We start from the raw sequence: 14,869 nt of genomic DNA, 5'->3' as shown, positions 1-14,869 counted from the left end.
GGCCTCTCCGCCGGCGATCGGGTCAGCGCGAGGCGACGTCCCGCCCGCGCTGCTGCGCGGGGAACGGGTTCGGCCACACCGGCAAGAGCGCCTGTCGGTACACGGTGAGCCGCAGCAGATCGATCCCCGCGATGGCGCCGAACGACACGGCGTCGTCGGTCCCGTAGCTCCCCTGGAGCGACAGGCTGATCCCGAGCGGCGCCCCCAGCGTGAGCGCGCCGGCCACGCCGGTGGAGCCCCCCCCCAGAAGCGCTGGTAGCCGCCCACGTCGAGGGCGAGGCCGAGCTGGCCGGCCTGGAAGCCGCGCGTCGCGACCCGCGCGAGCAACGCGAGATCGATCCCGCTGTCCAGGAGCGGCGTCGCGCGCACGAGGCCGCCCACGATGACCGGCGCGTCCGGCGTGGTCCCGACGCCGACGTCGAGCGAGAGCGCGCCGTCGAGGACGAGGTCGCTGTCCCCCTGCTTCCAGCCGACCGCGCCGGCGCCGACGAAGGTCCACGCGGAGGCGTCCGCGCGCGAGGGCGAGGACCAGGCGAGCGGGGCGAGCAGAGCCCCGAGGGCGAGGAGACAGGCGATCGGCGAGCGCACGCGAGCGAGCTACCACGAAGCGCCGAGCGGCGATAGGTCAGGGCGCGCCGCCCCGCCGCTCGACGATCCGCCGCGCCACGAGCGCGGCCACCTCGGGGTCGAAGAGGAGCGTGTTGTGCCCGCGCGCCTCCATCACGCGCACCTCGAAGCCCGGCAACGCGTGCGCGATGGGCGAGCGGACCAGCGTGTCGGCCCCCGCGACGATCGACAGGTGCGGGATGCTCGAGCGCGCCGTCCCGAGGAGGACGCGCCGGAGGAGCGGGCTCGAGGCGTCGAGATCGCGCGCGCCCCCGAAGCCGAGCAGCGCGACGCGCGGGATGCCGCCGAACGGGCTCGCCATCGAGATGGTCTGCACGACCCGCGGATCGCCGACCTCCTGCGCGAAGAAGCGGCACACGATGCCGCCCATGCTGTGGCCGACGAGGTGCAAGCGCGCCCCGCCCGGCAGCGCCGCGACGAGGGTCGCGAGGCGCGCCGACAGCTCCTCGACGCCGGGCCCCGGGGCGTACGACATCGTCGCGGTGTGCACCGACCCCGCCGGAGGCTCGGCCGGGGCCGGCCGGCCTCTCGCCCGCGACGCGGACGCGTGGCGCTCGATCGCCGTCCGGAGCGGCCGGAGGACGCCGGCCGACGCGAAGAGGCCGTGCAGGATGATCACCACGTCGTCGCCGTCGCGCGTCCCGGCAGGGATCACCGGCGCGAGGGTGTCGTACGGCAGGAGGACCGCCTGCCGCGCGAACGAGGCCACCTCCCTGCCAGCGGTCGCCGCGAAGGCCGACGCTCGGAACCACCTCACCACGTGGTGGCTCTTACCATGGATCCGTCGCGCGGCGCCCCAGCGCCCGCCCGACGCGCTGCGTCCCGGCCGATCACGGCCGCAGCAGCCAGACGTGGAAGCTGCGGAAGGTCCCGAGGAGCGAGCGGATCCGGATCCGATCGCCCGGCATGACGTCGCGCAGCGGCACGCGGATCTCGGACCAGCGGTTCGCCGGGCGCTCGGGCACCTCGACGCGCGCCTCGCCGCCCGCGTCGCGCAGGGCCGCGACGCCGAGCGCGATCGGACCGCCCCCGTCGGTGCGCAGCGCGAGGACGGCAGGCCCCCGGGCGATCGCGGCGACGGCGTCGATCGTGAACGACTGCTCACGCCCCTCGGGGATGAGCCTGCCAGCGTCGAACCGCGGCGCGCCGTCGCCGCCCGCGCCGTCGCCGCCGCCCGGCAGCACCGCGCCGATGACCCAGCCGCCGCGCGGCGACGGGAAGGCGTAGCCGTGGGCCCGCTCGTCGACGAGATCGGCGATGTCCACCTCGTCGATGACCCCGGCGCGGCGCTCCCCCGGCGGGGCGAGCGCCGACCAGTCCGCCTCGTAGATCACCTTCTCGTCCGCGGCGCACATGACGTTGTCCTCGATCTTCACCGCGTCGACGCGCCGGCCGAAGACGTCCGCGAGGCCGCCCCACCAGGAGGGGTACAGGGCGAAGACGTCCGGCCGCTCGGCCGGGTCGAGCCGCTCGATGAGCTCGACCACAGCGGGCACGCCGTGCACCGAGGCCCGCGCGAACGGCATCCCCCGGTAGCCGCCGAGGCCGAGCCCGTCGATGGCGGGGATGCCCGACAGGTACGGGATCGCGCCCGCGTCGCCGAGGAGCACCCGCCGCGGCGCGCGCGCAGCGATGCGCCGCGCGACCTCGACGTGCTGGCCGGCGATGTTCGCCGAGGCGCGGGCGAAGTGATCGATCTGCCGCGCGAACCCCGCGGACGGCGCGGCGAGCGCCGCGACCGCGAGCGCCGCCGCGACCCCCGCCGCGAGCCGGCCCCGCCGCGCGAGCGCCTCGGCCCCGAGCGCCGCGGCGAGGAGCAGCATCGCGAGCGACGGGGCGGCGTAGCGGAGGTTCTGGTAACGCGCCGTCGCGTTGAGCGCGACGAGCAGCAGCGAGCCGTACGCGCCGAGCAGGAGCGGCACGGCGACGCGCCGCGAGCGGCGATCGAGCGCCGCGACGGCGCCGAGCACCGGCAGGACGAGGGAGAGCCACGGGCCGCCGAGGGCGCTCTCCAGCGCCTGCACCCGCAGCGCGGCGAGGTTCTTGATCACCTCCACGGCCTTCTCGAGCGGCGTGGGGTACGGGTTCGAGAGGAGGAGCTTGCGCACGGCCCCGGCGGCGCCCCACTCGCCCGTGAAGGCGCGGTTCGCGGCCGCGTGCGCGCCGAGGAGCAGCGCGGTGGGCAGCGACGCGCGCGCGAGCGACGCGGCCGCGCCGAGCGAGCCCGCGGCGTGGGCGACGGCGACGGCGAGCGGCGCCGCCAGGGTGATCGCCTCGGGCCGCGTCGCGACGAGCAGCGCGGCGAGGAGCCCCGCCCGGAGCTGCTCGGCCGGGCGCCGCGCCGGCGGGGCGAGCTCCGCGCGCCGCACCGCGACGAGCGCCCGGCCCAGCACGGCGCCGAGCAGCGCGACCTCCATGCCGGAGAACCAGCTCCAGTCGAGCAGCGGCACGGCGACGACGAAGAGCGGCGCGATCCAGCCGACCCAGCGGGACGAGGCGGCGCCGGGGCCGCCGCGCGGATCGAGGAGCCGCCGGAGCGAGCGGCACAGGTCGAGCAGCGCGGCGCAGGCGAGGAGCGCGGCGAAGAGGCCGAGCCAGGCGCCGCGGAAGCCGAGCAGGTACCCGGGCGCGAGGGCGAGGGGGTACGTCAGGCTGGTCCCGCCCGAGGAGTAGCCGTTGCCGGGGATCCACGAGAACGGGTGGCCCAGGGCCGCGGCGCGGGCGAAGCCGAAGTGGATGTAGACGTCGTCGAGCGGCGCCGGCCAGGCGCCGCCCGTCCTTGCGAGCGCGGGCCCGTAGAACGCCGCGGCCGCGCCGAGGACCGGGACGGCGGCGCTCGCGTGCCACAGGAGCAGCCTGATCCAAGGCGCGCGCCTCACGGCTCGGCCGGTACCACGAAGGGGCCGGGACCGGGCGGCAATTCTGGCTAGACTGCGGGCCATGGTGCTCAGGGCTGTGGTGGATGAATCGGTGGACGCCGCCCACTGGGAGGCGGTCGAGGAGGCGGCCGAGCTCCTTCAGGAGGAGCAGGTCCAGGAGGCGCTCGTCGCGCTGCGCGACGTGATCAAGGCCTCGCCGTCGAACCCGTACGCGTACAACCTGCTCGGGCACGCGCTCTACGAGCTCGGCCAGCTCGAGCCGGCGCGCGACGCCTACCGCGCCGCCGTGCGGCTCGCGCCGAGCTTCCTCGGGGCGCGGGTGGCCCTGTCGCACGCGCTCCGGCGCCTCGGCGACACCGACGGGGCGATCGCGCAGGCGAAGGAGGCGCTCCGCCGGTTCCCGAAGGACGGCGAGGCGATGCACGCGATGGGGCTCGCCTACGCGGCGCGCGGGAACCGTGCGCTCGCTCGCAAGCACCTCCAGGGCTTCCTGGACGCGGGCCCGGAGGTGGAGGCCGCGATGGAGGTGCGCCAGATCCTCGAGATGCTCGGCGTCGGGGACGACGACGAGCCGCTCCAGTTCGAGTAGCCTCTCCCGGGGCGCGCGGCGCGCCTCGGAGGAACGCGATGGCGACCACCCCGCACTTCGATCTCATCATCATCGGAACGGGGCCGGGCGGCGAAGGCGCCGCCATGACGGCCGCGAAGCACGGCAAATCGGTCGCGGCGATCGAGCGCTACACGCGGGTGGGCGGGGGCTGCACCCACTGGGGGACGATCCCGAGCAAGGCGCTGCGCCGCGCGATCTACCACATGAACCTGGTCAACCAGAGCCCCATCTACAAGCGGATGGATGTGGTCCCGGAGTACCCGTTCGCCGAGCTCCTCGCGACGGCGAACCACGTGATCGACGAGCAGGTCGACCTGCGCGAGAGCTTCTACGATCGGAACCGCGTCCAGCTCATCCCGGGGCAAGCCCGCTTCGTCGATCCGCACACGGTCGAGGTCGAGGGCGACGGGGGCCAGCGCCGGCGCTTCACGGCCGACACCTTCGTCGTCGCGACCGGCTCGCGGCCGTACCGGCCGGACGACATCGACTTCAGCCACCCGCGCATCTTCGACAGCGACACGCTGCTGCGCATGGATCAGACCCCCCGCAGCATCACGATCTTCGGGGCGGGCGTCATCGGCTGCGAGTACGCGTCGATGCTGCGCAACATGCAGATCGCCGTGAACCTCGTGAACACGCGCGCCCATCTCCTGGAGTTCCTCGACGACGAGATCACCGACGCGCTCGGGTACCACTTCTGCGACAAGGGGATCCGCGTCCTCAACGGCGAGGAGCACGAGAAGGTCGAGGCCACCAAGGAGGGCGTCGTGCTCTCCCTGAAGAGCGGGAAGAAGCTCCGGAGCGACGTCTTCCTGTGGGCGAACGGGAGGACGGGCAACACGGCCGATCTCGGCCTGGAGAACCTCGGGATCACGCCGAACAAGCGCGGTCAGCTCGAGGTCAACGAGACCTTCCAGACGAGCCAGCCGCACGTCTACGCGGTCGGCGACGTCGTCGGCTTCCCGGCGCTCGCGAGCGCGAGCTACGACCAGGGCCGGTTCGCGGCCAGCCACATCTGCGGCGACGCCGACGAGAAGCTGGTCCGGGACATCCCCACGGGCATCTACACGACGCCGGAGATCTCGTCGCTCGGCAAGAGCGAGCGCGAGCTCACGGCGGCGAAGGTGCCCTACGAGGTGGGGAAATCGACGTTCAAGACGCTCGCCCGCGCGCAGATCACGGGCCAGCAGGTCGGGATGCTGAAGCTGATCTTCCACCGCGAGACGCTCGCGCTGCTCGGGATCCACTGCTTCGGCGAGAACGCCGCGGAGATCATCCACATCGGGCAGGCGATCATGTCGCAGCCGGCGCCGAACAACACGATCCGGTATTTCGTGAACACGACGTTCAACTACCCCACCATGGCCGAGGCCTACCGGGTGGCGGCGCTCGACGGGCTCGGGCGGGTGTTCTGAGGGAGGCGCTCGGGGTCGGCGGTTGCAAGCGGGCGGCGCCGCGGGGATACTCCCGGTAGGAGCACGCTGTCATGGCCGCCGCTGCACCCCTCCTCGCCCCCCCTGCTGAACGCGCCGAAGCGGTCGCGGCAAGCGGCTCGGAAGACCAGCTCTTCGTCGTCCATGACGTCTCGTGGGAGGAGTACGAGGGCCTCCTCACGGCCCTCGGCGACCGCGCAGGCGTGCGGGTGACGTACTGCGAGGGAGTGCTGGAGCTGATGAGCCCGGGAGGACCGCACGAAGGGCGGAAGAAGATCCTGGCCCGCCTCGTCGAGACCTACGCGGAGGAGGCAGAGCTGCCGCTCAGCGGGTACGGCAGCATGACCGTCCGCGAGCGGCTCGTGAAGCGGGGGGTGGAGCCGGACGAGTGCTACGTGCTCGGGACGGTGGAGGACGGGGACATCCCGGAGCTCGCGATCGAGGTCATCGAGAAGAGCGGGACGATCGACAAGCTCTCCGTTTATGCGGGGCTCGGCGTGCCCGAGGTCTGGTTCCTGAAGAAGGGGAAGCTCTCGCTCCACCTCCTCGGCCCGGAGGGCTACGCCGAGGCGGAGCGGAGCCGGTTCTTGCCGGGGCTCGACATCACGGCGCTGACGGAGTTCATGGTGCGCCAGGGAGACCAGACGGCCGTGGTGCGCGCGTGGCGAGCGATGCTCCGGGAGCGCGGCAAACGGTGAGCGCGGCCCGCTGAGCGGCGACGGGCCAGCTCCTTCGCTACGCCCCGCCCCGCCCCCGCGCCGCGCACGCCGCGGCGATCGCCTCCGCCCCGGCCTCCCGCGCCGCGATCTCGCACGCGCGCCACGCCGCGAGCCGCTCCGGCGCCGCCGCGCCGCGCGCCGCGGCCGCGACCCGCGCCTCGACCGAGCGCGCGAAGGCGCAGAGCGCCGCCTCGTCCCCGCGCTCCGACAGGAGCACGCCCAGCGTGAGCGCCGCGTGCGCGACCTGCCGCTCCGCGCCCGGGTACATCGGCTCCGCGAGCGCCTCGGCGAGCGCCGGCAGGTCGCGGCGCGCCGCGGCCTCGCGCGCCCGCACCTCGGGCGACGCGGCCTCGGCCCCCGCGACGCCGACGCGCCGCTCCAGGTAGCCCACCACCGAGCGGGCGACGCGCTGGAACGAGGCGAGCCCGTCGGTCGGCACCTCCAGCACGCCGCCCCCGGCGCGCGCGCCCGCCGCGTCGAGGTCGAGCACGATCACGAGATCCTCCCGCTCCCCGACGACCAGGAGGTCGCGCTCCCAGTCGAGCGAGCGCTCCTCCGTGAGCCACGCCGTCGCCCGCGCGAGCTCGCCGCGCGGCAGGATCCGCGTGCCGTCCGGGAGCGCGAGGCCGTCCGCCGCCGCGTAGAGCGCCGCGACGTCCGGCGGCTCGGCCAGATCGAGCGGCCACGCGCCCGCGGCCGCCTGGGGCCGCGCCTCCACGCCGGGGTGCGCGAGCAGCGCGGCGACGCGCGACGCGAGATCCGAGGCCGCGCTCACGGCGCCGGCACCCGCCCGCGCGGCGCGTCCGCGAGGCTCTGGAGGAAGCCGTGCGCCTGGGCGGCCGCCGCGGGCACGTCGAAGACCACGAAGTGACCGTCGCTCCCCTCGGGGACCGGCCACTGCGCGAGCACCCCCGAGGCGCGGCCGCCGGCGAGGTTCCCCGCGAGCCCCTCGGGCGGCACCTCGACCGGCGCGGGGCCGCCGAAGCCGTACTCGCGGATCCAACGCTGCGCGGGCGACTGCAGCGGCAAGCCCATCGCCAGCGCGTGCATCTCGATGCCGCGCGGCGGCGCGTACGTGTCGCCGCTGCCGTCCGGGTTGATGCCTTCCGTCATGTAGATGCTCTTCGGCGCGAAGCCGTCGCGGGGCGCGACGAACAGCCGCGCAGCGTAGTGGATCGGATCGACCACGTCGACGATCGACTGCGCGAGCGAGATCGCGGGGTGGAGCTCGTTCACCTCCGCCTCCTCGTCGCCCATGAGCCCGAGGAAGACCGCCTTGACGAGCGCCGCGATGCTCGGCGGCGGGTTCGTCTTCTCGAGCAGGGTGATCGACATGACCGCCGACGCCCCGGAGAGCACCCCGCCCCGCGCCGAGTCGTCGGCCGCGAGGTAGAGCGGGCCGTTCAGCCCGCCCTGGGAGTGCCCGAAGAACAGGATCTTCGACGGGTCGAACCGGATCTCCTCCCCCGTGCTGGACACGCCGGCGGGCACGGTCATGCGCGACTCGGTGAAGAGGCGCGCCCGCTGCACCTCGTCGAGCGCCGACTGGCGCGCGTTCGTGCGCGCCGCGTACACGTTCTGCACGTTGTAGAACAGCGGCCCGGCCTGCGCCGCGTCCTGGGGCGCCTCCGGGCGCGCGCCGTGGAAGATCTGGTCGACGCCCATGACCGCGAGGCACCGCTCGGCGAGCGCGACGCCGGTGTAGCTGCGGACGTAGGAGCGGTAGTCGCCGCCCGTGCCGTGGGCGTAGAGCACGACGGGGTAGCCGGCCTCCGGCATCGGGCAGCGGCCCGCGGCGGGGACCGTGATCGAGAAGCGCAGGTCGAAATAGCCGGCGATCACCGGCTCGCCGGCCTTGCTCGCGAAGCCGCCGCCGTCGGCGTGGGTCGCGTACGGGGCCCGGCCGATCTGGTAGCTCGGGGACGGCCCGTACACGCCGGCGTACTCGTCCCACGACGGCGCGCGCTTCACGAGCCGCCACAGCGCGGGCCGCGCCTCCGGCGGCGGGACGCTCGCGAGCAGGTGATCGCGCAGCGCGAAGAGCTCCGCCGTCGGGTCGGCGGTGGTGAAGACCGCGAGGTGGGCGATCCGCGCGCGCTCGACGCCGGCCGCCTCGATCTCGTCGACCGCCGGCGCGAGGGCCGCCCGCGCGGCCTCGACGTCGGCGCCGGCCGGGTCGATCCCGAGCGCCTGCCGCAGCTCGGGGCTCGCCTCGACGCGGCCGCCGCCCTCGCCGCGCAGCGCGTCCGTCACGACGAGCGCGTACCGGGTCCGCGACCGCAGCGGGAAGCCCATCACGGGCATGAAGGCGAGGGTGTTCTCCGGCCAGTAGACGCCGGCCTCGCGCCGGAAATGGACCGAGATCGGGCGCCGCTCTCCGCGCGCGGGCGAGCCCGGATCGACGTCGATGAGCTGCACCGACCCGACGGGGCTCATGGCGAACGCGGGCGTCTCGGGGAGCGAGGAGACGTCGATCGGCCCGGCGAAGCGCAGGTACCCCGCCGCCGCCGGCGAGAACCCGTCGAGGACCGAGTCCATCTCGCCGACGTACTCGTCGAGGAGCCTGAGCCGCCGCGGGTTGGGGTAGCCGTCGAGCCGCACCGCGCCGCCCTCGCGGCGCAGATCGCTCGGCCACGGCGCGTCGAAGAACCGCGCCCCGCGGAGCTCGACGAGGTGCGCCGGCGAGACCCAGATCGACGAGACGCCCGGGCGCGCGTCGCCGCAGCCGAGCGCTGCGACGAGCGACGATGCCGCGATCGTCGCCACGGCGGAGGAGGCACGCATCCGGAGATAGTGGCGCACGCGCTCGTCGAGATCGACGGCCGGCGCGCGCGAGCGAGCAGCCGGACAGGCAGAGCGCGACGCGCTGATCGGCTCGCTTCGTCGCGGACGCGCTCGCCGTGCGCCACGGACGCGCTCGCCTGCGCCTCGGACGCGATCGTCGCGGAGCGCACGACACGCCCGCGCCGTCCGCGTTTCAGGCGCTCCGCGCGGCCATGTCGCGGCCGGCGCGCCGGACAAGTCGGGCGATCCGGGCAAGCCGCGCCATCGTGCGACCGGGGCAACGATGCGCCCGAAACGGCACGCCCGAAGCGCCGGCGGCGCGCCGCGGCGAGGGTGACTTCGGCCTGTGCTTCATATATATATGATTTAGGTGCTCCACATGTCCCTGGAAGGTAGGATCGCGCTCGTCACGGGTGGGGGTCGCGGCATCGGCCGCGCGATCGCCGAGCGGCTCGCGCGGGACGGCGCGCGCGTCGCCGTCGCGGGCCGCACGCAGGCCGAGATCGACGAGACGGCCGCGGCCGTCGGCGGCGTCGCCGTCCGGCTCGACGTGGGCGATCGCGAGGGCGCGCTCGCCGCGCTCGCCGCGCTCGAGGCCGAGGTCGGTCGCGTCGACGTGCTCGTCAACAACGCGGGCGCGGCCGAGAGCGCGCCGTTCGACAGGACCACCGACGCGCTCTGGGACCGCATGCTCGCGGTCAACGTGACCGGCGCCTTCGCGCTGTGCCGCGCCCTGATCCCGAAGATGATCGCGCGCGGGTTCGGGCGCGTCGTCAACGTCGCCTCCACCGCGGGGCTCGCCGGCTGCGCCTACTCGACCGCGTACTGCGCGTCGAAGCACGCCATGGTCGGGATGACCCGCGCCATCGCGCTGGAGATCGCCCGGACCCCGGTCACCATCAACTGCGTCTGCCCCGGGTGGGCGAACACGAGGATGGCGGACGAGGCGATCGCCCGCATCGCCGAGAAGACCGGGCGGGGCGAGGACGCGGCGCGACGGGCGCTCGAGGCGATGTCGCCCCAGGGCCGGATGGTCGAGCCCGAGGAGGTCGCGCTCGTCGTGGCGATGCTCTGCAGCGACGAGGCGCGCAGCATCCACGGCCAGGCGATCCCGGTCGACGGCGGGCAGGTGATGCGGTGAAGGGCGGCCTCGAGATCGTGCAGCCGGCCGGGTGGCCCGCGCCGCGCGGGTACGCGAACGGCGTCGTGACGCGCGGCCCGACGCTGCACGTCGCGGGGCAGATCGGGTGGGACGCCGCGTCCGGGCAGATCCCGAGCGACGACCTGGCCGAGCAGTTCGCGCTCGCGCTCGACAACGTGCTCGCCGTCGTCGCGGCCGCCGGCGGCGCGCCGGGCGACGTCGCGCGGATGACCGTCTACGTGACCGACCTGGAGGCGTACCGGCGCTCGCGCGCCGCGATCGGCGCCGCGTGGCGAGCGCGGTTCGGCAAGCACTTCCCGGCGATGGCCCTCGTCGGCGTCGCGGGGCTCGTCGAGCCGCGGGCGCTCGTCGAGATCGAGGCCGTCGCGGGCCTCGTCGAGCCGCGCGCGCGCGGCGAGGCCGCGGCCGCCCCCGCGCCCGGCGGGGGCGAGGGCGGCCCGTGAGGCGCGGGGCGCCGGCGAGGCGCCCGCTCGCCGCGGCGCCCCCGCCCGAGAGCGCGCGCGGCGATCAGGCCGCCGTGCGCGCCTGGGTGCGCATCCTCGCGGTCCACAAGCGCGCGCTCGCGGCCATCCGCGAGGACCTGGAGCACGAGATGACCCTCCCGCGCTTCGACCTCCTCGCGAACCTCGTGCGCAGCGACGGGCAGACGCTCGCGTCGCTCTCCCGCAGCATGCTGGTCACGGCGGGCAACCTCACCGGGCTCGTCGACCGCGCGGCGCGCGACGGCATGGTCGAGCGGCGGGCCGACCCGAGCGACCGCCGCGCCTGGCGGGTGCACCTCACCCCCAAGGGGCAGCGCGCGTTCCGCGACGCCGAGCGGCGCCACGCCGCGCGCGTCGCGAAGGTGTTCTCCGGGCTGAGCCCGGCCGAGCTCTCGACCTTGACGCGGCTGCTCGACAAGCTGCGCACCACGCTCCGCGAGCCGGACCTGCCCGTCCCGTCGCGCCCCGGCAGCGCCCGCGCGCACCCAGAGCGCAGCGCCCGCAGCCCGCCGCGGCGCACGCGGACCAAGCCCTGACCACGAGACCTCGTCCCAGCGCAGCGCACCCGAACCCGAGAGGCCCCGATGACCCTCACCCCCCGCTCCTTCCAGCTCGAGATCGCCCACGGCGTCGCGGAGATCACGCTGAGCCGCCCCGACCGGCTGAACGCCCTCACCTTCGAGATCTACGGCGAGCTCACGGCCACGTTCCGCTCGCTCGAGCGGTCGGCCGCGCGCGCGGTCGTGCTCACCGGCGAGGGGCGCGGCTTCTGCTCGGGCGGCGACGTCGAGGGGATCATCGCCGAGCTGTTCGCGCGCGACGCGCGGGGGCTGCTCGAGTTCACCCGGGTCACCGGCGCGCTCATCCAGAGCATCTGCGAGCTCCGGCGCCCGGTCATCGCGGCGGTGAACGGCGTCGCCGTCGGCGCGGGCGCGGTGATCGCCGCCGCCTGCGACCTGCGCGTCGCCGCGGCGAGCGCCCGCTTCGGGTTCATCTTCCCCAAGGTCGGCCTGTCCGGCGCCGACATGGGCGCCTCCTACCTCCTGCCGCGCATCGTCGGCCACGGGCGCGCCGCCGAGCTGCTCTTCTTCGGCGATCTCATCGGCGCCGACGAGGCGCTCCGCATCGGCCTCGTGAACCGCGTCGTCCCCGACGGCGACGCGCTCCCGCTCTCGCGCGAGTGGGCCGAGCGCCTCGCGCGCGGGCCGGCGTTCGCGCACGCGATCACCAAGCAGATGCTGGAGAGCGAGCGCACGATGCCCCTCGCCGCCGCGATCGAGGCCGAGGCGCAGGCGCAGGCGCTCTGCATGGCGCACCCCGATTTCCGCGAGGCGTACGAGGCGAACAAGGCGAAGCGCCCGCCGCGCTTCGAGGGCGCCGCCCTGGGCGACGCCGCGGCGGCGCCCGCCGAGGACGACGCGGCCCCCACCCCCCGGGCCACCGGCCCGTCGGCGCCCCGCACATGACGAGGCTCGCGCTCTCCTCGGCCGATCTCCCGGTCTTCTTCGAGGAGCGCCACGCGGCCCTCGCCGCGCGGCTCACCCCCGAGGCGCTCGCCCCGCTCGCGGGCGCGCAGGGCCCCGCCGCCGTGGCGCGCTGCATGGGCGAGCCGCTCGGGCTCTACGCGCACCTCGTCCCCGAGGCGCTCGGCGGCGCGCCCGCGGGCGGCGGCCCCGCCGCGGACCCCGCGGCCGTCGACGTGCGCTCGCTCGTGCTCATCCGCGAGGCGCTCGGCCAGGTCTCTCCGCTCGCCGACGCGATCTTCGCGGTGCAGGGGCTCGGCTCGTACCCGATCGTGCTGGCCGGCAGCGACGCGCAGCGCCGCGCGATCCTGCCCGACGTGCTCTCGGGGCGCCGCATCGGCGCCTTCGCCCTGACCGAGCCCGAGGCGGGCAGCGACGTCGCCTCGCTCCGGACCGAGGCCCGGCGCGAGGGCGACGGGTGGGTCCTCGACGGCGAGAAGGTGCTGATCTCGAACGTCCCGCTCGCGCACCACCTGGTCGTCTTCGCGCGCACGGGCGAGGGCCGCGCCGGGATCACGGCGTTCCTCGTCGACAGCGGCGCGCCGGGCGTCGCCGCGGAGCCGCTCCCGATGTCGGTCCCGCACCCGATCGGCCGGCTCCGCTTCGACGGCTGCCGCGTGCCGGACGGCGCGCGCCTCGGCGAGGTGGGCGGCGGCTACAAGCTCGCGATGCAGACGCTCGACGCCTTCCGCATCTCGGTCGGCGCGGCGGCGAACGGCATGGCGGCGCGCGCGCTCCGCGAGGCGATCGCGCACGTCACGCGCCGCCGGCAGTTCGGCGCGCCGCTGTCCGAGCAGCAGATGGTGCGCGCCTACCTCGCCGAGATGGCGACCGAGCTCGACGCGGCGCGCCTCCTCGTGGCCCGCGCCGCCCACAAGCGCGACACCGGCGGCGCGGCGGCGCGCGTCTCGACCGAGGCGGCCATGGCGAAGATGTTCGCCACCGAGGCGGCGCAGCGGATCATCGATCGCGCGGTCCAGCTCCACGGCGGCCTCGGGGTCGTCGAGGGGACCGAGGTCGAGCGGCTGTACCGCGAGATCCGGCCGCTGCGCATCTACGAGGGGACGACCGAGATCCAGAAGCTCATCATCGCGAAGGGGATCCTCGATCGCGCCGCCGCGGAGGTCGCGGCGGGCGAGCCCGCCCGCGGCGAGGCGCGGTAGCGATGTGGAAGCCGCCGGAGCGGATCCGCCACGCCCTGCCCCGCGACGAGCCCCCGACCGCGGGCGAGGCGGCGCGCGCGCGCCTCTTCTCGCCGCTCCGGCTCGCCTCGGGCCTCGAGCTCGCGGAGCGCTCGTGGGTGCCGGCGATGGTCCCCTGGCGGGCGACGGAGGACGGGCTCGTCACGCGGGACGTGCTCGACTGGTACGGCCGCTTCGCCGACGGCCAGCCCGGCGCCCTCGTGGTCGAGGCGACCGGCATCCGCGACGTGCCGAGCGGGCCGCTGCTCCGCGCCGGCCACGATCGGTTCATCCCGGGGCTCGCGGAGCTCGTCCGGACGGTGCGCGCCCGGAGCGCGGGCCGCACGCGCGTGCTCCTCCAGCTCATCGACTTCCTCCGCATCCGCAGGCGCCCGACCAGGGAGAGGTTCCTGCGGCAGTTCCTGGAGATCACCGGCGCGCACCGGCGCGCCCTCGCCGAGGCGCTCGGCGAGCCGGGGCTCGAGGGCGCCCCGGAGCCCGAGGTGCGCGAGCGGCTGCTCGCGCTCGACGACGCGCGGCTCGAGGCCGTGCTCGCGCCGCGCGAGCTCGAGGCGCTGCGCTTCGGCGAGCGGGAGCGCGTGACCGACGTCGCGCTCCCCCACATCCGCGACCTGCCGCGCGCGCTGCCCGGCCTCTTCGCCGCGGCCGCGGCGCGGGCGCGCGAGGCGGGCTTCGACGGGGTGGAGCTCCACTACGCCCACGCCTACACGATGGCCTCGTTCCTCTCCGCGCTGAACACCCGGACGGACGGCTACGGCGGCGACCGCGAGCGCCGCGCGCGCCTCCCGCTCGAGGTCTACGCGGCCGTGCGCGCCGCCGTGTCGTCCCGCTTCGCGGTGGGCTGCCGCTTCCTCTGCGACGACGTCATCGCCGGCGGCAACCGGGTCGACGACGCGGCGTTCTTCGCGATCGCCTTCGCGCGCGCCGGCATGGACTTCCTCTCGCTCTCGACCGGCGGCAAGTTCGAGGACGCGAAGCAGCCCAAGGTCGGCGAGGCCGCGTATCCCTACACCGGCCCGAGCGGGTACGAGTGCATGCCGACGGCGCTCTCGGACGCGGCCGGCCCGTTCGGGCGGCAGGTGCCGAAGCAGGCGCGGGTCCGGCGGGCCGTGCGCGACGCCGGCTTCGGCACGCCGGTCGTCGTCGCGGGCGGGATCTGCACGTTCGCGCAGGCCGAGGCGATCCTCGCGGCCGGCGACGCCGACCTCATCGGCGCCGCCCGGCAGACGCTGGCCGACCCCGACTGGTTCCTGAAGCTGCGCCTCGGCCGCGGCGGCGAGGTGCGCCGCTGCATCTACTCCAACTACTGCGAGGCGCTCGATCAGCGGCACCGGCCCGTCACGTGCCAGCTCTGGGATCGCGAGGGGCTCGACGAGCCCGGCGTCGCGACGACGGACGGGGGGAAGCGGCGGCTCACGGCGCCGCGGTGGAGGCGAGAGGAGGCGTGA

14 protein-coding genes are annotated in these 14,869 nt (G+C 75.5%); 9 read left to right on the top strand and 5 right to left on the bottom strand.

All coding sequences use genetic code 11. The features are described from left to right. Window positions 1-22: 22 nt before the first annotated feature. The 3 genes from WMF33_RS12050 to WMF33_RS12040 all read right to left on the bottom strand — a co-directional run bounded on the left by WMF33_RS12050 (window position 23) and on the right by WMF33_RS12040 (window position 3,506). Window positions 23-226, bottom strand: a complete 204-nt coding sequence (locus tag WMF33_RS12050) for a hypothetical protein (protein WP_437337266.1) — start codon at window positions 224-226, stop codon at window positions 23-25. Between the two features lie 399 nt (window positions 227-625). Further along, complete coding sequence (locus tag WMF33_RS12045; protein ID WP_437337265.1) at window positions 626-1,387, bottom strand: esterase/lipase family protein; 762 nt, start codon at window positions 1,385-1,387, stop codon at window positions 626-628. A 70-nt stretch (window positions 1,388-1,457) separates the two neighbouring features. After that, a complete protein-coding gene (locus WMF33_RS12040) occupies window positions 1,458-3,506 on the bottom strand; it encodes a hypothetical protein (protein WP_437337264.1) in 2,049 nt (682 codons plus the stop codon). Between the two features lie 61 nt (window positions 3,507-3,567). Between WMF33_RS12040 and WMF33_RS12035 the strand changes: the two genes are divergently transcribed. From WMF33_RS12035 to WMF33_RS12025, 3 genes are all read left to right on the top strand, one after another. After that, entirely contained in the window at window positions 3,568-4,095 is a 528-nt protein-coding gene (locus WMF33_RS12035) for a tetratricopeptide repeat protein (protein WP_437337263.1), read from the top strand. A gap of 38 nt (window positions 4,096-4,133) precedes the next feature. Beyond that, window positions 4,134-5,531, top strand: a complete 1,398-nt coding sequence (sthA, locus tag WMF33_RS12030) for a Si-specific NAD(P)(+) transhydrogenase (protein WP_437337262.1) — start codon at window positions 4,134-4,136, stop codon at window positions 5,529-5,531. A 71-nt stretch (window positions 5,532-5,602) separates the two neighbouring features. Continuing rightward, on the top strand, window positions 5,603-6,247 hold the full coding sequence (locus WMF33_RS12025) for a Uma2 family endonuclease (protein ID WP_437337261.1): 645 nt from the start codon (window positions 5,603-5,605) through the stop codon (window positions 6,245-6,247). A 37-nt stretch (window positions 6,248-6,284) separates the two neighbouring features. Here the strand turns inward: WMF33_RS12025 and WMF33_RS12020 are convergent, their stop codons facing one another. Both WMF33_RS12020 and WMF33_RS12015 read right to left on the bottom strand, forming a co-directional pair. After that, a complete protein-coding gene (locus WMF33_RS12020) occupies window positions 6,285-7,043 on the bottom strand; it encodes a hypothetical protein (RefSeq protein WP_437337260.1) in 759 nt (252 codons plus the stop codon). Beyond that, window positions 7,040-9,052, bottom strand: a complete 2,013-nt coding sequence (locus WMF33_RS12015) for a hypothetical protein (protein WP_437337259.1) — start codon at window positions 9,050-9,052, stop codon at window positions 7,040-7,042. Before WMF33_RS12015 ends, WMF33_RS12020 begins: the two co-directional genes overlap by 4 nt. Before the next feature lie 379 nt (window positions 9,053-9,431). On the opposite strand from WMF33_RS12015, the gene WMF33_RS12010 reads away from it, so the two are divergent. Genes WMF33_RS12010 through WMF33_RS11985 form a run of 6 tightly spaced genes read left to right on the top strand, consistent with a single transcriptional unit; the run spans window position 9,432 to window position 14,869 of the window. After that, complete coding sequence (locus WMF33_RS12010; RefSeq protein WP_437337258.1) at window positions 9,432-10,193, top strand: SDR family NAD(P)-dependent oxidoreductase; 762 nt, start codon at window positions 9,432-9,434, stop codon at window positions 10,191-10,193. Next, window positions 10,190-10,657, top strand: a complete 468-nt coding sequence (locus WMF33_RS12005) for a RidA family protein (RefSeq protein WP_437337257.1) — start codon at window positions 10,190-10,192, stop codon at window positions 10,655-10,657. The genes WMF33_RS12010 and WMF33_RS12005 overlap by 4 nt, the downstream gene beginning before the upstream one ends. After that, window positions 10,654-11,232, top strand: coding sequence for a MarR family winged helix-turn-helix transcriptional regulator (locus WMF33_RS12000; RefSeq protein ID WP_437337256.1), 579 nt, complete (start codon window positions 10,654-10,656; stop codon window positions 11,230-11,232). The genes WMF33_RS12005 and WMF33_RS12000 overlap by 4 nt, the downstream gene beginning before the upstream one ends. Before the next feature lie 48 nt (window positions 11,233-11,280). Beyond that, the gene (locus tag WMF33_RS11995) at window positions 11,281-12,162 is read left to right on the top strand and encodes an enoyl-CoA hydratase family protein (RefSeq protein WP_437337255.1); all 882 of its coding nucleotides are present in this window, start codon (window positions 11,281-11,283) and stop codon (window positions 12,160-12,162) included. Next, window positions 12,159-13,382, top strand: a complete 1,224-nt coding sequence (locus tag WMF33_RS11990) for an acyl-CoA dehydrogenase family protein (protein ID WP_437337254.1) — start codon at window positions 12,159-12,161, stop codon at window positions 13,380-13,382. The genes WMF33_RS11995 and WMF33_RS11990 overlap by 4 nt, the downstream gene beginning before the upstream one ends. A gap of 2 nt (window positions 13,383-13,384) precedes the next feature. Continuing rightward, window positions 13,385-14,869, top strand: coding sequence for an NADH:flavin oxidoreductase (locus WMF33_RS11985; protein WP_437337253.1), 1,485 nt, complete (start codon window positions 13,385-13,387; stop codon window positions 14,867-14,869).

The sequence above is a fragment of the Sorangium sp. So ce394 genome (genome assembly GCF_051474665.1).
GTDB lineage: Bacteria > Myxococcota_A > Polyangia > Polyangiales > Polyangiaceae > Sorangium > Sorangium cellulosum_D.
Note: the sequence above shows the minus strand (reverse complement) of the source record. Positions and strands in the feature narration are given on the sequence as shown.